The sequence below is a fragment of the Methyloligella sp. GL2 genome (assembly GCF_013341275.1).
Classification (GTDB): Bacteria; Pseudomonadota; Alphaproteobacteria; order Rhizobiales; family Methyloligellaceae; genus Methyloligella.
Window position 1 is genome coordinate 2,909,647 of sequence record NZ_CP054476.1, and the last position, 20,312, is coordinate 2,929,958.

Consider the following 20,312-nt stretch of genomic DNA (forward strand, 5'->3'; position numbering starts at 1 on the left):
CACCATGGCAGAGAAGATCATCGTCTCATGCGCCGTCGTGGCCGCTTGTGCCGTTCTGACCGCGGTGCTGATCCTGGCGCTGATGCCAACCTTGCAGCGGCACTTCATCGCCATTCCGAACGAACGCTCCTCGCATAAGAGCGCCGTGCCGCAGGCGGCGGGCCTCGCCATCATGGCGGCGATGCTGGCGGTCTATGTCGCGCTGTGGGCGCTGGGGCATTTGGAGGCCTCGGCACCCTCGCCGATCTCGGTGCTCAGCGCCGCGGTGGGGCTGACCCTGCTCGGCGCGCTGGACGACGCCATGAGCCTGCCGGTCTCCTGGCGCTTCGCCGGGCAAGCCGCGGCGGCGATCCTGATCGTGCTCGGCCTGCCCGACAGCTTCCAGATCTTGCCCGGCGCCATGCCGCTGGCAGTAGAGCGGCTGCTTCTGGTGATCGGCACGGTGGCCTTCATCAACGCGGTGAACTTTCTCGACGGGATCGACTGGATCACCGTGGCGCAGACCGTGCCGATGACGCTCGGCATCATCGCACTCGGCTATCTCGGCGCAGTGCCGGACAATGTGGCGCTGCTGGCGCTGGTGCTGCTCGGCGGGGTGCTGGGTTTTGCCGTGTTCAACAAACACCCGGCGCGCATCTTCCTCGGCGATGCCGGCAGCCTGCCGATCGGGCTTTGCCTTGCCTGGATGCTGATCTTCGTCGCCCGCGCCGATATCGTCGCGGCGCTTCTGCTGCCGCTCTACACGCTTTCCGATTCCGGGCTGACGCTGGGCCGGCGCATCGCCAATGGCGAGAAGATCTTCAGCCCGCATCGCAGCCATTTCTATCAGCGCGCCCTCACCCTGGGCTTCAAGGCGCCGGACGTCACCACGCGCATCTTCATTCTCGGCAGCCTGCTGGCCGTGCTGGCGGTGATCGCAGCGGTGACCAATTCGCCCCTGCTTGATGTGGCACTGCTGCTGGTCGGGGCCGGCGCCACTGGCATCCTGCTGCGGATTTTGGCAAGAGGGCGGGTATGACAGAGACGGGCATGACGGGAAAGGTTCTGGTCACCGGCGCCGCCGGGTTTATCGGGCGCGCAACCGTGCACGCGCTTAGCGAGGCGGGATGGCAGGTGCGCGCGGCGACTCGCGATCCCTCCAAGATCGAAGCGAGCGAGCGCGTGGAGCCGGTCGCCATGGGCGATCTTGGCGATGAGATCGACTGGGCGCCACTGCTGGACGGGGTGAGCCATGTGGTGCATTTGGCCGGGCTTGCCCACGCGCCGGGCGTGCTCGACGAAGAGACCTATATGCGGATCAACGCCGCGCCGGTGGGCAAGTTGGCGGACGCAGCCAAGGGTCGTGTGGAGCGGATCGTCTTCATCTCTACCACCCGGACGCAGGCCGGGCTTTCCATCGACGAGCCGGTGAATGAGGCGCTTTCCCCGCAGCCGACGGATTCTTACGGCCGCTCCAAGCTGGAGGGCGAAAGGCTGCTGATCGAAAGCGGCGTGCCTTACACGATCCTGCGCCCGACGGTGATCTACGGCCCGCATATGAAGGGCAATCTCGCTTCGCTCGCCACCATGGCGAAGACGCCGATGCCGCTCCCCTTCCAAGCGCTGACCAATAAGCGCTCGCTGCTGGGGCTGGACAGTTTGGTGTCGGCGATCCTGCTGACGCTCACCTCGGAGGCGGCGCTGAACGAGACCTTCGTCGTCGCCGATACCGAGCCGGTGACGGTCGGGGAGATGATCGCCGCGATCCGGGCCGGGCTCGGCCGCAAGCCCAATCTGGTCTCGATCCCGGAAGGGGCGCTGCGCCGGGTGCTGCACAGCTTCGGGCGCGGCGGCGACTGGGACCGCATCTCGGGCAATTTCGTGGTGGATAGCGCCAAGCTACGCGGCATCGGCTGGGAGCCGGCGACGAGCTCGACCGAAGGTATCGAAGCGGCGATCCGGACCGAAGGGGCGCTGACGACGCTTTAGGGCTTGTCGGCTTCAGGACTTGCCGGCTTCAGGACTTGCCGGCTTCGCTCACCTTGGCCAGTAGCTCGCTGTAAAGCGCCACCGTCTCCTGCCCCACGCGATCGGCGGAGAATTTCTGCTCTACCCGGGCGCGGGCGTTCTTGCCCATGCGCTGCCGCAGCGCCGCATCGCCTGCCAATTTCTCCATCGCATCGGCGAAGGCTTGCGGATCGTCCGGCGGCACCAAGAACCCGGTTTCGCCATCGATGACGATCTCACGGGAGCCCGGCACATCGGTCGCCACCATGGGCCGGCCGCAGGCGGCGGCCTCCAGCAAGGTCTTGGGCAGCCCCTCCCCGCCGCGCGAGCCGAGCACGGCGAAATGGGCCTCTTTCCAGACCTCGCGCACATCGTCCTTATGACCGAGCCAGTGGATGTTGAAGGCGGAGGCGAATTCGCGCAGCTGCTCCGGCGCCAGCGAGCCGGGATTCTCCGGATCCTCGTCGCCGACCAGCAGGAGCCGCAACTCCACCCCGCGATGGCGCAAGATCTCATGGGCCTCGACGATGGTCGGCACCCCCTTCACTGCGACCATACGGCCGACAAAGGCGGCGGTGACCGGCGGCGGCGGCTCGGGCAGCACGGTGAAATGCGCAGTATCGACGCCGGAGCCGAGGATCATGCGGATGCGGTCCTGCGGTACGCCGAGATCGCGCAGGAAGGCGGCATCGTCGGGGTTCTGCACCAGGGCCCAGCTATAGGCGCGGGTGAGCAGAAAGCCGAGCAGCTTGCCCACCAGCTGGCGGATGGCCTCGGTCTCGCGTCCATTGTCGGCGAACAGCGTGCCGCGCCCGGCCAGCCCGTTGATCACCAGCTTGACCGGCGAGACGAGCGCTGCGCTGCTGCTGGCGATGATCGGCTTGATGCCGACATTGTGGACGATGACCGGCCTCAGCTTGCGCATCAGCCGGCGGATTTCCCAGGCGGTGCGCAGAATGCGGGTTGGCGAGAAGCCGCCGCGGGAAAGCGGCAGGTCGTAGGAGGTAAAGCCTTCGGCATCGATCTCGCCGCGGCGGGCGCCCATGCGGCCAGCGACATGCACCTCGTAGCCGGCATCGCGGGCGGCGCGCGCCATGGGCAGGCGATGGGTGAGGAAGGCCCAATCCTCGGTGATCACGAAGAGCAGTCGGCGTGGCATTCGCGATCTCGTCAGGAAGACGCGTTGAAGAGAAGCGCTCGGCGGCCCCGCGGCGGGGCCGACCCTTTGTGGTCGATTGCCGCATGGCTTGCAAGCGGAACAGCCGCCCGGGCGCGGACGTTGTGAGCCTCAGTGAAAGCAAGAGAGGAGGACAGCATGAACACGTTTCTCTCGTCGACCGCGATCGCGCTCCTGCTGGCAAGCGGCATTGCCAGTCCGAGCCTCGCGCAAGAGGCGGCAAGCCCCGATGCGGGCCCGGCCCCGATGCAAATGGAACCGCACGGCCAGATGGGCGAGATGGGCCAGATGGGCGATGCCGCGGCGATGAACGGCAGCAGCGCGAAGGGGGCGGTGAGCTTGCAAGCCAAGCTTCCGGAGAATGCCGATCCGGTCAGCAATTACTATCACCAGGTGGTCTATGGCCCTGACGGGAGTCAGATCGGCGACATCAACGATCTTCTGATCGGCCCGAATGGCCGAATCGCCACGGCGATCATCGGCGTCGGCGGCTTCCTCGGGGTCGGCGAGAAGAATGTCGCCATTCCGTTCGCGGCGCTGCTGGAGAGCCGGGATGAGACCGGCGAGATCCGCCTGACCTTGAATGCCACCAAGGCGGCGTTGGAGAAGGCGCCCGGCTTCACCTTCGATACCGAGACGAAGACCTGGCAGCCGATCAAGGATCAGGACCGGCCGAGCTGAGCGAAACAGACAAGGCTTAGATGCGCGAAAGGGCCGGAGCGATCCGGCCCTTTTCATTTGCGGCGTCTTCTTTACTTAAGAAGTCTTCGCTGCGGTCCGCGTGAAGGGGGCCGCCCGGATGGTACCGCTGACTGGATTCGAACCAGTGACCTCTTGATCCACAATCAAGCGCTCTAACCAACTGAGCTACAGCGGCGCAACGATCCGTTTCGGATGCGCGAACCTAAGGGCTGTCGCGCCCTCTGGCAAGCACCGGAGAGGTGAGAATTTGCCGGCCCCGCACGACCGCAATGCCGCACCTTCTAGCACCAAATCGCAGACACAAAAAAGGCCCGAGCGAACCCGGACCTCTCAACTAGGGGAACGCATGGCGGAGGCTTGGCCTCCTCTGGTTCTCGCTCGGCATCCCGCCAAGCGGCCGCGGCGTTCTCGCGGACTGGTCTGCCCTGCCTTGACCGGTCCGGTCTATTTGGCGAGGGCGCGGTCGAACTGGCTCTTGATCGGAGCCGACGCATCCTCGGCGATCTTGGCCGAAAGGGTGCGAATCTCGCCGGCCTGATCGGAGAAGGTCTCCATCTGCTTCTGCATGAAGGCCTGCTGCATCTTGGCAAACTCGCCGAAATCCTTGGCCTCGGAGAGCTGCTTGGCGAAGGCGAAGCTGGTGTTCATGTTGGTCTGGGCCATTTCGAAGAGCTTCTGGCTGAAGGCGGAAGCGCCCTGCCCGTAAGCATCGAAGGATTTCTCGAAAGCCTGGACCGTGTCTTCCATCGCATCCTTGGCCTTCTCGTAATTCTCACGGCTCTGGGCGATTGCCTTCTCGGCCATGTCACGGAAGCCTTCGGGGATGGCGGCGGTGAAGTCGTTCGAGAAGTCGGAAGCCGCTTTCTCCGCGGTTTCGACTGTCTCTGCGACCGCGTCCTTCGCCTCCTCGATCGCGCCCTCGGGGGAGTCAGAGCTGGTCATTGGGTGGTCTCCTAGATTGGCGTAAAGCGATTGGCGTAAAGCCACCTCGCGGCGGACATGACAATATCATGCTGCACTGCAATATAATATGGTGCATCGCGGCGGCACAAGGGAATGTCGCGGCAATCCCATCATTTTTCGCGCTCTAGACGCCTCGCGCCATTCGCGCTATGGAACTTTTTAGCCCTTTACTAAATTTAGGGGCCAATTGAGACTGGATCGCTAACCCTAGTAGAATCCAAAGCTCAGAACCGCCCGCTACCGGACAGTAGCGCCCTCAAGCGACCGCAGCGTGACTGTGCAGGCCCATGGCGGACACCTTCCAGAAGCATCACGGCAAAGAGAACGACCAGACCCGCGAAGCGCTGGAGCACATCGCCCGGGCGCTGGGACGCGCGCCGGGCCAGTCGGCGCCGATGCAGACGATTCCGGAAGACAGCGCCACGCTCGCGCTGGCAAGCGGCGCACCGGTGCTGCAGGGCGAAAGCCTGAGCCTGCTGCTGGATGCGATGCCGACCGCGGTCGCCCTGATCGAGAAAGATGCGCTGCTTCTGGCCAACAAGGCCTTCGTCAACGCGTTCGGCTTCGGCTCGTTCGAGGAGCTGCAGGCGGAGGGCGGCTTGCGGCGCATCGTGCCGAAAGGTTTGGACGAGGCCGAGGTGGTGGTGAGCGCCGATAGCGAGCGCTTGTCGCAAATCCGCGTCGAGGGCCTCACCCGCGGGCGGCGCCAGATCAAGGCGCAGTTCGAGGTGACGGTCATCGCCCCGGAGCGGAATTTACGCCTGTTGCGGCTGCTGGACAGCGCCGGACGGGTCGAGCCGCAAGCGGCGACCGAACCGGACCAACAGATGCCTGCGGCCGACGCCCCGGCTCCTGCTGCGGAAGAAGCTCCTGCCGCGGAAGAAGCTCCTGCTACGGAAGAGGCTCCTGCCGCGGAAGCGGCCGCTGCGCCCGAGCCGCCGCTCGGCGCCACCGAGCAGCAGCTCGGCTTCCTCGCCAAGGTGAGCCACGAGGTGCGCACGCCGCTCAACTCGATCCTCGGTTTCGCCGAGCTGATGATCGGCGAGAAGCTGGGGCCGATCGGCAACGACCGCTACAAGGGCTATATCGAGGATATCCATCGAAGCGGGCTCTATGCGCTGAGCCTGCTCAACGACCTTCTGGATCTCTCCAAGATCGAGGCGGGCAAATTCGAGCTCGACTTCACCGCGGTGGATCCGGAGGAGATCGTGGAGGAATGCATCCACAGCCTGCAGCCCCTGGCGAAGCGCGAGCGCATCTTGCTGCGCACCTCGCTGGAGCCGGGCCTGCCGCACATGCTGGCGGACCGGCGGCGGCTGAAGCAGATTCTGCTCAACCTGCTTTCCAACGCCATCAAGTTCACCCGCGAAGGCGGCCAGGTGATCTTGTCCGGCACGCTGACCTCCAAGGGCGCCTTGCGGCTGCGGGTCAGCGATAACGGCGTCGGCATGGGCGCCGACGAGGTGCATCTGGCCATGCAGCCCTTCAAGCAGCTGGATACCGCACCGCGTAAGCAGGGCGGCACCGGGCTCGGCCTGCCGCTAACCAAGGCGCTGGTGGAAGCGAACCGGGCGCGCTTCATCCTCTCCAGCGAAACCGGGCGCGGCACCTCGGCCGACGTGGTGTTCCCGAAGGAACGGCTGGTCAAGCCGTCCTAACCGGCGCGCCGGCGACGCTCTTCGCTTGAAAAGTTTCGGTCGCTCTATTCGGCACTCACCTCTCTCCTCTTCACCCGCAATGCATGCGCTGCTCTGCATTGTCGAAATTCTACTTTCGTCTTTTCTGAACATCTGTAAGTAAAACTTCACGACAACTTATCGATGCCTCTCACACCTAAATACTAGAAGCTTTCTAAGGTGCGTTAGACTTCGACTTAGGCGTTGACCTTGCCGGTAAGACGATTTAATCGGGAAGATAGAGTCATATTTTTTGCGGTCTGCCGGGGATGCGCAGGCCGATCCGATACCGGGGCCTTGAACCCCGCCTATTGGAGGAGTGAGATGAAGTCCGCCCTTGTGCGTATGGCGGCGTTGGCGCCTATGGCTTTCGGCCTGGCGCTTGGCGCGGCGACGCTGACCCTATCCGGCAATCCGGCCGCGGCCGACGAGGCTGCCGGCGAGGTCAATGTCTTTTCCTACCGCCAGCCTTATCTGATCGCACCTCTGTTCGACCGTTTCACCGACGAGACCGGCATCACGGTCAATGTGGTCTATGCCAAATCCGGACTGATCGAGCGTATCGCAACGCTCGGCCGCAATTCGCAGGCCGACGTGCTGCTCACCACCGATATCGGCAATCTCACCCAAGCGGTGGATGCCGGCATTGCGGAAGCCTTCACCTCCGAGCCGCTGGAAGCGGAGATCCCGGCGCAGTATCGCGCCGAAGACGGTAGCTGGTGGGGCCTCACCCGCCGGGCGCGGGTGATCTACGCCTCCAAGGACCGGGTGGATCAGGACAGCTTCACCTATGAGGAGCTGGCCGAGCCGAAATGGCAGGGCAAGATCTGCATCCGCTCCGGGCAGCATCCCTACAACATCGCGCTGATCGCCTCGATGATCGCCCATCACGGCGAGGAAGAGACCGAGGCGTGGCTGACCGGGCTGAAGAACAACCTGGCCCGCAAGCCGGCCGGCAACGACCGGCTGCAGGTGAAGGGCGTCTATACCGGCGAGTGCGATATCGCCATCGCCAATACGTATTACATGGGCTCCATGCTCACCAATGAGGATGAGCCCGAGCAGAAAGAATGGGCAGAGTCGGTGCGCATCGTCTTCCCCAACACGGAAGGCCGCGGCACCCATGTGAATCTCTCCGGCGCGGTGCTGGTCAAGGACGCGCCGCACCGGGAGAACGCGGTGAAGCTGCTCGAATTCCTGGCCTCGGACGAGGGGCAGGAAATCTATGCCGAGGTCAACCACGAATACCCGGTAAAGCAGGGGGTGGCCTGGTCGGACTTGGTGCAATCCTGGGGCGACTTCAAAGCCGATCCCCTATCACTCAATGAAATCGCGGCTCTGAGAAAGAGGGCGAGCGAGCTCGTCGACAAAGTGGGTTTCGACGACGGGCCGAGCTCGTAAGGAGGCTGATATGAGCTTTCACAACAAGCAACTGAACGGCATGGTGGATATGGGGTCCTCAAGCCAACTTTACGTTCCGCCGCGGCAGGGCGCCGAATGGCTGGTCGGGGTCGGCTTCCGCTGCTGGCTCGCCGGCTACGACACCGGCGACATCGCCTGCTGGGAGACCGGTTGGAACGAATATTCCAAGGCGCTGGGACCGGAGCGGGCCAAGCGCGCGGTGACCGAGCTGGCCTGCTGGGTGCGCACCTTGCGCGGCCATGCCTCGCGCAAGATCGAGTACTACCCGTTCGGCTGCAACGGCTTCTGCCCGGATGAGTGCATGGCGGTGTCGCTGATCGCCGCCTCGCAGCATAGCCGCTGCCCGGCGATGCAGGCCTGCGCCCTGGCGCTGACCGGCTCCAGCTTCGTCGATCCGGTGATCGATGCGGCCAACGCCTTCGGCGATGTGCTGCAGGATGCCGATCTGCGGCTGAGCCCCGAAGCGGTGGCGGCGCTGGCCGCCAATTCCCGCGGCGGTGAGAACGCTGCCGCTGCAGGCCGCGGCTGAACGCAACCGGGCATCTTGGGCTGACCGCCGCGGCACTCGCTGTCGTTGCGGTCACGCTCGCCCCGCTTGCGGCGATCCTCGCCATGGCCGCCGGCAGTGGCGAGGAGAGCATCTGGCCGCATCTGGCCGCCAATGTGCTGCCCGGCGTGTTGCGCCAGACCCTCGGGCTGATGGCCGGCGTCGCGGTGCTGACGCTGACGGTCGGCACCGGCACGGCTTGGCTTGTCACCATGTACCGCTTTCCGGGCAGCAAGCAGCTCGCCTGGCTGCTTCTGCTGCCGCTCGCGGTCCCCAGCTACATCATCGCCTTCTGTTACCTGGAGCTGTTCGACTATACCGGCCTGGTGCAGGTCTATTTGCGCGAGGCGTTCGGCTGGCAAAGCGCGCGCGACTACTGGTTTCCCAATATCAGCACGCTGGGCGGGGCGATCTTTCTCTTGAGCGCAGTGCTCTACCCTTATGTCTATCTCACCGCGCGGGCGAGCTTCCTGCAGCAATCGGTGAGTCTTCTGGAAGCGAGCCGCACACTCGGCGCCGGACCGTCGGAGACCTTCTGGCGCATCGGCCTGCCGCTGGCGCGCCCGGCTCTCGCCGCCGGCGTGGCGCTAGCCCTGATGGAGACGCTGAACGATATCGGCGCGGTGGAATTCTTAGGGGTCAAGACGCTTACCGTCGCCGTCTACGACACTTGGCTGTCGCGCAACAGCCTGTCGGGCGCGGCACAGATCGCCTGCGTGATGCTGGGCTTCGTGCTGGTGCTGGTCGCTTTGGAGCGCAGCTCGCGCGGCCGGCGGCGTTTCCATCAGCTTGGCGGCAAGGACATGCGTCCCCCGGCCGTGACGCTGACCGGTTGGCGCGGCTGGGCCGCCACGACCGCCTGCATCCTGCCGATCGTGATCGGCTTTGCGCTTCCAGCGCTGGTGCTGCTTCGCTCCGCGCTCACCTATCTGCCGCGGGCGACGGAAGAAGCTTTCCTGAGCGCGGCCTGGAACAGCCTGTCGCTCGCCATAATCGCCGCGGTGCTGGCCCTCGTCTTCGCGCTGGTGCTGGCCTATGCGCGGCGGATGACGCAGTCGCGCCTGGTGCGGGCGGTGAGTCTGGTCCCCTCCATCGGTTATGCGGTGCCGGGCACGGTGCTGGCGCTCGGCCTGCTGGTGCCGCTCGCCTTTCTCGATGACGGGCTGCTGCGGCTTCGCGAGACGTTGACCGGAAATGGCGGGCTGCCGCTCCTCACCGGCACGGCGTTTGCCATCGTGCTCGCTTATAGCATCCGCTTCCTCGCTGCCTCGTTCGGTGCGACGGAGGCGGGGTTCTCGCGCATCTCGAGCAATATGGACGCGGCCAGCCGCACCCTCGGCGCCAGCCCGTCACAAACCCTGCGGCGCATCCATTTGCCGCTGCTCCGCCCTGCCCTTGGCGCGGCGGCGCTTCTGGTCTTCGTCGACAGCATGAAGGAGCTGCCTGCGACCTTGCTGCTCCGCCCCTTCAATTTCGAAACACTGGCGACCGAGGTCTTCACTCTGGCGGAGCTGTATCGCTATGAGGAGGCGGGACTTTCGGCGCTTGCCATCGTTCTGGTCAGCCTTTTGCCGGTGCTTTTGCTGCACCGGGCGCTGGGCGCCGATTCGCGTCACGCAGCGCTTCGCGGCGGGCTCGCCCCGACCCGTCCGGTCCGCGCCGGATTGTCATCCCCAGCTTATCCAAGCCGATAATTCGGTCCGTTGACAAAATTTGGCCGCGGGGTCGCTATCCTTGTTCTATCCAGTTACAAGCGTGACTTGTCCTCGATTTCCAAAGGTGCCGTCATCAAACGGTAACCCATAGTCAAAGGTGGTCGTCATGAAGCCGCGGCAACTGCCCTGGAAACGGCTTCTTCTCCTGGTTGTCGTCGCCGCCCTTGCCATCATTGCTCTACTGCCCTGGGCCATCGGCGACACCTCCGGCTTTCGCCAAAGGGTTGCGGCCAAGCTGGAGGGGTGGACCGGCGGTGCGGTGTGGCTGACCGGGCCGGTGGAGGTGCGCTATTTCCCGGACATCTCGATCCGCGCCGGCATCGAGATCGCCGAAGCGACGCGCTTCCCATACACGGTTTCAGTCTCCGCCGAGCGGGCCAAGGTGGCTCTGAGCCTCAGCGATCTCCTTATCGGGCGGCTGACCATCGAGTCGCTGAAGCTGCGCGAACCGAAATTCAAGATTGTCGCCAAGGACGACGATGCGCCGGCCAAAACCGCCGGCAAGCTGCTGACCGAGCTCTATCGCACCACGCCGGTGGAGGTGCTGGAGATCAAGGATGGCGAGGTCGAGATCCTTTCCGGCGGTGGAAGCCAGAAGATCGCGCATCTGAACGCGCGGATCGACGCCGGACGCTCGGCGGAACTCGCCTCCGCCGAAGGCTCGTTCGAATGGCATGGCGAGCCGGTGCAGTTCGCGCTGAAGACCAAGCTTGCGCCGCTGCTCGCCGAGGATGCCGCGCCCGATGCAACGGTGCCGGTGACCTTCGACGTGACCTCACCGATCTTGACCGCCAGACTCAAAGGGCGGGCGGGCTTGCGGCCGTCGCTGCATCTTGCCGGCGATATGCGCAGCGCAATTCCCGATCTGCGCAAGCTGCTGAAATGGTCCGGCATTGCGGAGCTGGACGGGCCGGGCTTGCGCGATTTCTCGGCCAACGGGCGGTTTGAGGCTTCCGATGGCGCGCTCACCTTCGACGAAGGGCGGTTCTCGCTCGACGGCAATGAGGCTTCGGGGCTTTTGATGATCGGCCATAAGGCCGACCGGCCTCGGGTCGAGGCGACGCTGGCTTTCGGCGCGCTCAATCTCGATCCCTATTTTCCGGCCGACGACGCGAAAGAAGCGACGACAGACGAGACGGTCGAGGGAACAGACGAAGACGCAGCGGAGCCGGCGAAGCTCGCCGACATGCCCGCACAGTCTGCAGGCAAGGCGCGACTGTTCGACTGGCCCCTGGTGCGCTGGATCGATACCGACCTGCGGCTTTCCGCCTCCTCGGTGGCAGTCCGCGGGCGGAAGCTCGGCGGCGGCGCCTTCACCCTCTCCTCCAATCACGGGGTGCTGGTGGGCGATGTCGGCGAGCTGGAGCTTTGCGGCGGCGCGTTGAGCGGGCGCCTGCGCCTCGACATTTCCGAACCGCGCGCACGCGGCGACCTGACCGGCCATCTCGACAAGGTCTCCATCGAATCCTGTCTGGCGCTGCTCGGCGAGGATCTGCCCTTTTCCGGCACCGGCACGCTGAAGGGCACGGTGTCGAGCCAGGGGCAGGACTGGGGGCAGATCCTGCAGAACCTCTCGGGCAATTTCCGCGTCTTCGCCGAGGATGGCGGGCTGCCGATTGATGTCGCCGCGTTGATGGACGATGACGGCCCGCTGGAGGGAGTCGGCTGGGCGGAGGAGTCCGACAGCCCGTTCAGCGAGCTCAAGGCCACCTGCCATGTCGGCTCCGAACATATTTGGTGCCCCAAGCTCTCGCTGGAGACGCCGACCGGTCCTATATCCGGGACGGGCGATATCGATATCGCCGAGCGCAGCCTGAATTGGAGCTTGCAGCTGCTGCACCGGGACGACAGCAAGGCGGACGCCACTCCCGTGCCGGCGCAGAAGCAGGTCGCCATTCGCGGGCCGCTGGCACAGCCGGTGATCGGGCGCGTCAATGCGGGCACGGCGGGCGTCGCGGCGCCTGCGATCGCGCCGCCAACGCCGGTGACGCAGAACTGAGATGCGTATGAGGGACCGTATCAGCTAGAGGTGCGATGGCATGGTGAGAACGGGGCAAGCGAGACATATTGGCGGGAGAGGGAAGGCCCGCGCCGGCTTGTTTGCTTCTGTCTTGCTGACCGGGCTGCTGGCTGTCACGCCCCTTCCCGCCAAGGCGGAGAGCCCGCTCAGCGTCGTTACCTGGGGCGGGGCGTATGAGCAGTCGCAGCGCGAAGCCTATTTCGCGCCCTTCACCAAGGAGACCGGAATCGAGGTCGAGGTGAAGAGCTATGACGGCAGCCTCAAGGAGATCGAAGCGCAGATCGGCGAGGATCCGGATGTGGTCGATGTCTCGACCGCCGCGCTGAAGACGCTGTGCGAGAAAGAGCTGCTCGATCCGATCGACAAATCCATCCTGGAGCCGGCGCAAGGCGGCGTCGCACTCTCGGCCGGTCAAAATGCGGGCGATGCGCGGGCCGCGACTCCGGCCTCGAGCGCGGCAGGGGATTTTCTGCCCGGCGGTCTTTCCAAATGCGGCGTGGCGAGCGTCGCCTGGTCGGCGGCGGTGGTGTTCAACAAGGACAAGCTGAAGCCTGCGCCAACCAAGCTATCCGCCTTCCTCGACCTGAACGGGTTCCCGGGACGGCGCGCCTTGCCGAAGACCGCACGCTACACGCTGGAGACGGCGCTGATGGCGGACGGTGTGCCGCCAGGCCGCGTCTACAACGTGCTGGCGACGCCGCAAGGCCAGGACCGCGCTTTCGCCGCGCTGGACAAGATCAAAAGCTATATCGCCTGGTGGACCCGGCCCTCGACGCCGCTAAGCTGGGTGCATGACGGCAAGGCCACGATGGGGCTTGCCTATACCGGACGCATCTTCCGTTCGGCGGTCGAGGCGCCGGACCTGATCGGCATTCTCTGGGACGGGCAGATCTACGATCTCGACCATTGGGCAATCCCCGAAGATGCCGCCAACAAGGACGAGGCGCGGAAGTTCATCGCCTTCGCCACGGCGCCGAAGCGGCTTGCCGCCCAAGCCGAGCTCACCGCCTACGGGCCGATGCGCCGTTCGGCCATTCCGCTGGTCGGAAACCATCCGATGATCGGCACCGATATGCGGCCGTTCCTGCCGACGGCGCCGGCACATTTTTCGAACGCGCTGCAGTTCGACGAGCTGTGGTGGGAGAAGCACGGCGCAAAGCTGGAAGCGCGCTTCGAAGCTTGGCGCAAAGACGCTTCGCGGAAGACCGACGCGACGGCGGATGCCGGCCAGCGCAAAAAGAAGAAGAGAAAAAAGAAAGAGGACCGCTGAGCGCGGACCTGCCGATGCAGTGCGTTCACGCATCTCTGACAGAAATATGTCGGATGCAGCCTTGCACTGTCACTGATCCGCCACAGAGCCTCCTTGGCGCATGCGCCTGAGCGCAAGCCGGAAGAGCCGGGCGGCGTAGCGCCGACGTCATGTCGCGTCAAATCAAGCCGGATGAAGTCGAATTTCGAGTGCTTCGTCTATAGAGCTGAGCAGGCTACCGAATTCGATTTTGCGCCTGCACCGCGCGGCACACGGCGATGCCGCCCGCTGCGCTTCATCCGTGTACCATCGATCAAACGCGCGTTTTCCAGCGAAACCCCGGCAGTTTCGAACCGCCGATTCACAACCGGGAAAAAATGCCAAGCCGGGCATTGTTGGGTTTGCGTTGGCGTCCGTGTTGCGCCATCTTAAACGCAAGAGAGCGTTGGAGGCGGATCGCTTCACAGACGAGTTCTCTCTCTCAAATTACGAGACCAAAGAGGGCGCGAGGCCGGAGGATTGGCCTCGGACGATGAGGCCGTACGGCTCATTGTGACTAACGTGCTGCCGGAGCGGGGCCGGCAGCACGTCTCCTCTTTCTCCCTCACAATTCAAACCAAACTCACTCGTCGATGCATCGTGCAGGTCAGAACGCGCGGTAGAGGTTGAGAGTGAAATAAGCGCTGCCCTGGCGCTCCAGATAGTCGCCGGTGACGCCGCTTGCCGCGATGACCTCCACGCGCGGAAGCTGGAGCTGGACAAAGGCGCCGCCGCGCCCGGCATTATATTCCCGATTGCCTTGCGCGCCGCCCTCGAGCCCGACAGCGAGCTTGGGGCGAAGGCGGAAGCCGAGGCGGCTCGCGGTCCAGTATTCCTGAAAGGCGGTGCCGTAGGAGGCATCCAAGGTAACGAAACTCCGCGCCGAAAGATCGAACCAGCTTTCCGCCTGGACGCGCAGGCCGACCGCGCTTCCCTGCACCGAGTTGTTCGGATCTCTCGGCGAGATATCCTGGTCTTCGGCTTCGATGCCGGCGAAGAGCTTCACCACCGCCCTGCCCGGCTGGAACTGATAGCCGAGCAGCGCCGCACCGTAGGTGTTGTTGCCGTCGAAGGTGACACTTTGCCGGCCGCCGGGTGCAGCCAGGGTGCCGTCGTAATTGTAACCGCCATAGGCGCCGACGATGCGGCCGCGAAAGCCGGGCTGCCACAGGCTGCTGCCGAATGCAGTGCCGGCGCCAAGATAACCGGCGGCGGAATTTCCATTCACGCCGAAGCCGCTGAAAATCTCCACGCCGGGCGGAGCGGTCTGCGAGACCTCCTCGGCACGCACGGCGGAGAAATCGAAAAGCGGAAGAGAAATCGGAACAGCCAGGAGGACGGCAGACAGCATGGCGGCCATCCGGCGCCATGCTCCGGCGTTGCCTCCCTTTATCCCGGCAGGACAGTGCCAGACTTTGCGCGACCCAAACACAGCAAACCCATCCCCCAACGGCTTCACTATGGGAGATCAACCAGAAGGGGGCCAATGTTATTTCTGCAACTTCAACAAAAGCCGCCCGGAATACACGTAAGACGTGTATATAATGCTACAGAGCGCGCTTAGGTTATATGTTTTTCTTTTGTTCTTGCCGGATCGGCGGCGTTCCACGTCATCTAACCGGCACAGCTCGACCTCCGCCGCGGCGAAAGCGATCGCTGCCGGCCGGACCGAAAACGTGGCGCGCGCCGCTCTCCTGCAAAACCTGGAGCGGCGAGATGCATCAGGTTTCAAAGACGTGTCTTTCGCGGCCTTGTCACAATGGAGAAGTTAGAAACCAAATTCTCGTATAATCCTCGAAACTTGCTTTTCGATCTGCGAAGAAACGATTGGGGCGCGAAGCTGTGATCGTGCCGACTGCTTCGAGGGAAGCTCTATGCTATCGTTGATGTTCAGAAGTCTGATGTGGGCGGCGTGGTGGCCAACCAGCACGTGGCTTCTGGCAATGGAGAAAGCGCAGGCGAATGCGAAGGCCTTCGTGGATGCGGGGATGCACGAGGCGCGGGCGGGAGACGAAACCAAAGCCGATCGGGAAGTAACGGAGGACAGTATGCCGAACGAGGCATTCAGCAAGATGGAAGTACCGGAATCGTTGCGCGCGCTGATGAAGATGGGCATCGAGCAGGCGCGGTATTCTTTCGAGACATTCGCCGCCAATAGCGAGAAGGCGCTACGCGCTTTCGAGACCAACTCGGTGACCGCGCGGGAAAGCGTGCGGGATCTGAATCACCGCATCGCCGAGATCGGCCGCGCCAATGCCGAAGCGAATTTCGCCTTCGCCATGAAGCTGGCCGAGGCGAAGGACTTCAACGAGGCGCTGGCGATGCAGAGCCAGCACGCCAAGACCCAGATGGAAACTTTCTCCAAGCAGCTTGAGGAAGTCCGAGACATGGCGGCGAAGGCCATCCAAGAGTCCAATCCGGGCGCCGGCAATCCGTTCTCGCCGAGCGGCAGCGCCAGCAGCCCCGGCTTCGGATCGAAGCCCGGCGAGAGCGGCAGCTCCTACTAGCAACCGCCGCTGCGGCCGGCTGGCCGCTCAGAAAACAATTTTCGAAAGACGCTTTGGCGCGAGGGCGTGTCCCTCGCGCTAATACTTCCAGCCGGGCTCATCCTCGATATGGCCGAAGGCCTCCAGGATCGCCTTGCCCCATTTCTCGTGGATGGACTGGAGATAGGGGTCGTTCTGGTCGAGCCTTTCGGTGAAGGCCGGCTCGAAGCTATCGCGCCGATAGATCAGGATATCGATGGGCGGCCCGACGGAGACGTTGGAGCGCATGGTGGAATCGAACGAGATCAGCGCGCATTTCACGGCATCGTCCAAGCTGGATTTAGGATTGAGGATGCGGTCGAGAATGGGCTTGCCGTATTTCACCTCGCCGATCTGGAAATAGCAGGTGTCGCCCATCGCCTCGATGAAATTGCCGGCGTCATAGACCATGAACAGGCGCAGCTTGCCGCCCTTCACCTGGCCTGCCAGCAGGATCGAAGCGCTGTAATCGACCTGCGCCTGCAGCATGTGCGGATCGTCGATAGTGTGCATCTCGCGCATGGCCTTGCCCATGACGCGGGCGGCGCCGAACATGGAATCCACCGCCCAGAGATCGCGCTCCGGATCCTCGCAGCCGAGCCATTCGTCGATCAGGCTGATCACCCCTTGGGTGAGCGACAGATTGCCCGCGGTCAGCACGGCGAAGAAGCGCTCGCCCGGCTTCTCGAAGACATGCATCTTGCGGAATGTGGACACCCTGTCGATGCCCGCATTGGTGCGGGAGTCGGAAGCGAGCACGATTCCGTCATCGAGCAGAATACCGACGCAGTACGTCACGGCGGGAATCCTATTGCGAATGGGACTGAGACTGCATTTGGGCCTGACCAGGAAAGGCGACGGTCGCATGCATGGTCTCAACACCACCGCCACTGCGCACGCCGCGAATCGGACTGGCCTCAGAATAGTCCAAGCCGACCGCGGTGCGAATATGCGCTTCGGTCGCTGATGAGCGATTTGTGGGATCGAAGCTGACCCAGCCAAGACGCTCGACATAAGCCTCCGCCCAAGCGTGGCTAGCAGCGTGAGCTTCGTGCTCCTGGTCGGCGGCGAGATAGCCGCTGACATAGCGCGCCGGAATGCCGAGCTTGCGGCAGATGGCGCAGAAGATATGCGCGTGATCCTGACAGACGCCGCTGCCCTGCTCCAAGGCTTCGGCGCCGGTGGTGTGGACATGGGTATCGCCCGGCGAATAGGTCACCGTATCGGCGATCTTCAGCATGATGGCGTGGAGCGCATCGATCAGATTGCTTTCGGCCTGCTTGCGGAAGGGCTCGGCGAAATCGCAGATCGCCGGGCTGCACAAGGTGTACATGGTCTCGCGCAGATACAGCTCCGTGGGGAGCTCGGAGGGCGCCAGGCCGACGATGCCGTCGGTGTTCCTGGTGCGCACCAGCCCGCTCACCTTCACCTTCAAGGCGCTGACCGGCTTGTTGACGGTCAGGGTATGGCAGCGATTGCCGTATTGATCGGACCATTCGAAGGTCGAGGCGCCGGGGGTGGAGAGATTCCAGGTCTCCACCGCCTGGGTGCGCCCCGAGAGCGGAGTCATGCGCAAATACTGCGTGCTGGTGAGCAGCGGCTGCGAATACTCGTATTGGGTGGTGTGTTCGATACGGACCAGCATCAGGCCACCGCTGCGATAGAGGCCGGGGTCATCAGGAAGTCCTCCTGGATTTGAATGCCCAGCGCATTGTTGTTCTGAAGGAAGTCGGACAGGAATTCGTGCAGCCCGCAATTGAAGATTTTGTCGATGCGGCCGTATTTGAGCCCGGAATAGGTCTGCCCGGCGATGCGGCGGCATTCCAGCGGCTTCTTGCCGGCAAGCTCGTCGAGGGAGCCGATCACCGCCTCGTAGCAATGATGCAGCGAGCGGGGCATATCCTGCCGCAGGATCAGAAGCTCGGCGACGCGCCAGGGATAGACCGTATCGTGATAGATGCGGCGATAGGCGCGGAACGCCCCGACGGAGCGCAGCAGCGCCGCCCATTGATAGTAATCGACATAACCGCCGACCTCCTCGGTCTCGGGCAGCAGCACGTGATATTTCACGTCGAGGATGCGGGCGGTGTTGTCGGCGCGCTCGATGAAGGTGCCGAGGCGGATGAAGCGGAAGGCATCGTCATGCAGCAACGTGCCGAAAGTCACGCCGCGGAACAGATGCGAGCGCTCCTTCACCCATTCGAAGAAATCGCGGAAGCCCCAGCGCTGCAGCCCTTCGTAATCGAGATACTGCACCTGCAGCCAAGTGGCGTTGATGCTCTCCCAGGCCTCGCTGGAAATCGCGGTGCGCTGGGCGCGGGCATTCTCGCGGGCGCCGTGGATCAGCGACCAGATGCTGCCGCTGTTGCGCGGGTCGAGCACCACGTAGCGCAGGATATTCTCATGGCTGAACTCGCCGTAGAGCTCGTCGAAGCGGCCGCAGCCCGGCGCGATGGCGAGGATCGGATCGAAATGCAGGTCCTGGATATCGATGGCCGAGGGCAACAGCGCCATGCGGAAGCTGACATCGAGCATGCGCGCGGTGTTTTCGGCCCGCTCGATATTGCGCGACATCCAAAACAGGTTCTCCGCTGTGCGGCTGAGCATCATTTGGCATCCTCCAGCACCCAGGTGTCCTTGGTGCCGCCGCCCTGGCTGGAATTGACCACCAGCGATCCCTCGCGCAGCGCCACGCGGGTGAGCCCGCCGGGGATCACGGAAGTCTCCTTGCCCGAAAGCACGAAGGGGCGGAGATCGACGTGGCGCGGCACGATCTTGCCGTCGGCGAAGGTCGGCGCGGTGGAGAGCTTCAGGGTCGGCTGGGCGATGAAGTCGGACGGATTGGCCTCGACCCGCTTCTTATAGGCTTCCCGCTCCGCCGCTGTGGAAGCCGGGCCGATGAGCATGCCGTAGCCGCCGGAGCCGTGCACCTCCTTCACCACCAGGTCGTGGAGATTCTCGAACACGTATTTGCGGTGGGAGGGATCGCGCAGCATGTAGGTCTGCACGTTTTTCAGGATGGCGTGCTCGCCGAGATAGAACTCGATCATGCGCGGCACGTAGGTGTACATCGCCTTGTCGTCGGCAACGCCGGTGCCGATCGCATTGGCCAGATTGACGGTGCCAAGACGCACCGCGGAGAGCAGGCCGGGCACGCCGAGCAGCGAGTCCTGGCGGAAGGCCAGCGGATCGATGAACGGATCGTCGATACGGCGGTAGATCACGTCGACCCTGACCGGACCTTCGGTGGTCCGCATCCAGACATAGCCGTCGCGCACGAACAGGTCGGAGCCTTCGACCAGCTCCACGCCCATCTGCTCGGCGAGGAAGACATGCTCGAAATAGGCGCTGTTGTACCGGCCCGGCGTCATCAGCACGACGACCGGCTCCTCGTCGCCGCCCGGCGAGACGGAGCGCAAATTCTCGATCAGCCGCTCGGAATAATTGCCGACCGGTGAGATGTTCTGATTGGCGAAGGCGTCCGGGAAGAGGCGCATCATCACCTCCCGGTTCTCCAACAGATAGGAGACGCCAGAGGGCGTGCGGACATTGTCTTCCAGCACGAAGAAATCGCGCGCGCCGGTGCGCACCAGATCGATGCCGGCGATATGGGCGTAGACGTCGTTAGGCAGATCGACGCCCATCATCTCCGGCTGGAAGGCCGGATTGAGCAGCACCAGCTCCGGCGGCACGATGCCGGCCTTGATGATCTCCTGCTCGTGATAGATGTCGTAGAGGAAGGTGTTGATCGCCTTGACGCGCTGCACGCAGCCGCGCTCGACGAGATCCCACTCGGAGCGGTCGATGATGCGCGGAATAATGTCGAAGGGGATCAGCCGCTCGGTGCTGCCGCCTTCGGTATAGACGGCGAAGGTGATGCCGACGCGGCGGAACAGCTCCTCCGCAGCACCGGTCTTGGTGGTCAGCTCCTCGACCGTGACCTTTTCGAGAAATTCGGCGAAATCGGCGTAGGCCGGACGGATCGTCCCGTCCGGACAGCGCATCTCATCGAAAAATTGTTTGGCCCGGGCCTCGGCTTCGGGATCCCCGGAGTTGTCCCACAACTCCACCTTCTCAAGACTCTCGGACAATGCGCACCGACTTGTTATTCAACGCCTTTCCAGGCAGCCCTGTCGCCTCTCAAACCGGCATTTGCATCCGCGCATGCCGGTTTTCCGTTGTAACGACTTAAACAGATGCTCTCCGATTGAGCAACTTTCTTGGCCGCCTGTTTCTTAGACAGATTCTGCCGCAACGTTCGGCACCGGCCCCGAATGCCCCTTGCGCGACG

General features: G+C 63.8%; 17 protein-coding genes and 1 tRNA gene. 10 read left to right on the top strand and 8 right to left on the bottom strand.

The window, feature by feature from the left end; translation table 11 throughout:
• The first annotated feature begins 4 nt into the window (after positions 1-4).
• The gene (locus HT051_RS13545; protein ID WP_174542528.1) at positions 5-1,018 is read left to right on the top strand and encodes a glycosyl transferase; all 1,014 of its coding nucleotides are present in this window, start codon (positions 5-7) and stop codon (positions 1,016-1,018) included.
• Complete coding sequence (locus HT051_RS13550) at positions 1,015-1,968, top strand: NAD-dependent epimerase/dehydratase family protein (protein ID WP_174542529.1); 954 nt, start codon at positions 1,015-1,017, stop codon at positions 1,966-1,968. The genes HT051_RS13545 and HT051_RS13550 overlap by 4 nt, the downstream gene beginning before the upstream one ends.
• A gap of 28 nt (positions 1,969-1,996) precedes the next feature.
• Here the strand turns inward: HT051_RS13550 and HT051_RS13555 are convergent, their stop codons facing one another.
• On the bottom strand, positions 1,997-3,145 hold the full coding sequence (locus HT051_RS13555; RefSeq protein ID WP_174542530.1) for a glycosyltransferase family 4 protein: 1,149 nt from the start codon (positions 3,143-3,145) through the stop codon (positions 1,997-1,999).
• 156 nt (positions 3,146-3,301) lie between these two features.
• On the opposite strand from HT051_RS13555, the gene HT051_RS13560 reads away from it, so the two are divergent.
• The gene (locus HT051_RS13560; RefSeq protein WP_174542531.1) at positions 3,302-3,844 is read left to right on the top strand and encodes a PRC-barrel domain-containing protein; all 543 of its coding nucleotides are present in this window, start codon (positions 3,302-3,304) and stop codon (positions 3,842-3,844) included.
• Positions 3,845-3,963: 119 nt separating this feature from the next.
• Here HT051_RS13560 and HT051_RS13565 read toward each other — a convergent pair.
• Both HT051_RS13565 and HT051_RS13570 read right to left on the bottom strand, forming a co-directional pair.
• Positions 3,964-4,040 (bottom strand) — tRNA-His (locus tag HT051_RS13565).
• A 269-nt stretch (positions 4,041-4,309) separates the two neighbouring features.
• The gene (locus HT051_RS13570) at positions 4,310-4,807 is read right to left on the bottom strand and encodes a phasin family protein (RefSeq protein ID WP_174542532.1); all 498 of its coding nucleotides are present in this window, start codon (positions 4,805-4,807) and stop codon (positions 4,310-4,312) included.
• Positions 4,808-5,115: 308 nt separating this feature from the next.
• Here HT051_RS13570 and HT051_RS13575 point away from each other — a divergent pair, with 308 nt between their 5' ends.
• From HT051_RS13575 to HT051_RS13600, 6 genes are all read left to right on the top strand, one after another.
• The gene (locus HT051_RS13575) at positions 5,116-6,486 is read left to right on the top strand and encodes a HAMP domain-containing sensor histidine kinase (RefSeq protein WP_174542533.1); all 1,371 of its coding nucleotides are present in this window, start codon (positions 5,116-5,118) and stop codon (positions 6,484-6,486) included.
• A gap of 381 nt (positions 6,487-6,867) precedes the next feature.
• Complete coding sequence (locus HT051_RS13580) at positions 6,868-7,905, top strand: Fe(3+) ABC transporter substrate-binding protein (RefSeq protein WP_371740614.1); 1,038 nt, start codon at positions 6,868-6,870, stop codon at positions 7,903-7,905.
• A 10-nt stretch (positions 7,906-7,915) separates the two neighbouring features.
• Positions 7,916-8,455 carry a hypothetical protein gene (locus tag HT051_RS13585; protein ID WP_174542535.1) on the top strand — a complete coding sequence of 180 codons (540 nt, stop codon included), beginning with the start codon at positions 7,916-7,918 and terminating at the stop codon, positions 8,453-8,455.
• A gap of 83 nt (positions 8,456-8,538) precedes the next feature.
• The gene (locus tag HT051_RS13590) at positions 8,539-10,167 is read left to right on the top strand and encodes an iron ABC transporter permease (RefSeq protein ID WP_174542536.1); all 1,629 of its coding nucleotides are present in this window, start codon (positions 8,539-8,541) and stop codon (positions 10,165-10,167) included.
• A 127-nt stretch (positions 10,168-10,294) separates the two neighbouring features.
• Positions 10,295-12,187: an AsmA family protein gene (locus HT051_RS13595; RefSeq protein WP_174542537.1), complete on the top strand. Its 1,893-nt coding sequence runs from the start codon at positions 10,295-10,297 to the stop codon at positions 12,185-12,187.
• Positions 12,188-12,284: 97 nt separating this feature from the next.
• The gene (locus tag HT051_RS13600) at positions 12,285-13,478 is read left to right on the top strand and encodes an extracellular solute-binding protein (protein WP_174542538.1); all 1,194 of its coding nucleotides are present in this window, start codon (positions 12,285-12,287) and stop codon (positions 13,476-13,478) included.
• A 625-nt stretch (positions 13,479-14,103) separates the two neighbouring features.
• Here the strand turns inward: HT051_RS13600 and bcsS are convergent.
• Entirely contained in the window at positions 14,104-14,847 is a 744-nt protein-coding gene (gene bcsS, locus HT051_RS13605) for a cellulose biosynthesis protein BcsS (protein ID WP_174542539.1), read from the bottom strand.
• 697 nt (positions 14,848-15,544) lie between these two features.
• Between bcsS and HT051_RS13610 the strand changes: the two genes are divergently transcribed.
• Positions 15,545-16,003, top strand: coding sequence for a phasin family protein (locus HT051_RS13610; protein ID WP_174542540.1), 459 nt, complete (start codon positions 15,545-15,547; stop codon positions 16,001-16,003).
• A gap of 78 nt (positions 16,004-16,081) precedes the next feature.
• Here HT051_RS13610 and HT051_RS13615 read toward each other — a convergent pair whose 3' ends face one another.
• From HT051_RS13615 to HT051_RS13630, 4 genes are read right to left on the bottom strand one after another with little or no spacing between them, the layout of a single operon-like run.
• Positions 16,082-16,819 carry a peptidase gene (locus HT051_RS13615; RefSeq protein ID WP_174542541.1) on the bottom strand — a complete coding sequence of 246 codons (738 nt, stop codon included), beginning with the start codon at positions 16,817-16,819 and terminating at the stop codon, positions 16,082-16,084.
• Between the two features lie 10 nt (positions 16,820-16,829).
• On the bottom strand, positions 16,830-17,666 hold the full coding sequence (locus HT051_RS13620; protein ID WP_174542542.1) for a transglutaminase family protein: 837 nt from the start codon (positions 17,664-17,666) through the stop codon (positions 16,830-16,832).
• Positions 17,666-18,631, bottom strand: a complete 966-nt coding sequence (locus tag HT051_RS13625) for an alpha-E domain-containing protein (RefSeq protein WP_208454329.1) — start codon at positions 18,629-18,631, stop codon at positions 17,666-17,668. Before HT051_RS13625 ends, HT051_RS13620 begins: the two co-directional genes overlap by 1 nt.
• Positions 18,628-20,025 (bottom strand): circularly permuted type 2 ATP-grasp protein, encoded by a 1,398-nt coding sequence (locus tag HT051_RS13630; RefSeq protein WP_174543028.1) that lies wholly within the window; start codon positions 20,023-20,025, stop codon positions 18,628-18,630. Before HT051_RS13630 ends, HT051_RS13625 begins: the two co-directional genes overlap by 4 nt.
• Between the last annotated feature and the right edge of the window lie 287 nt (positions 20,026-20,312).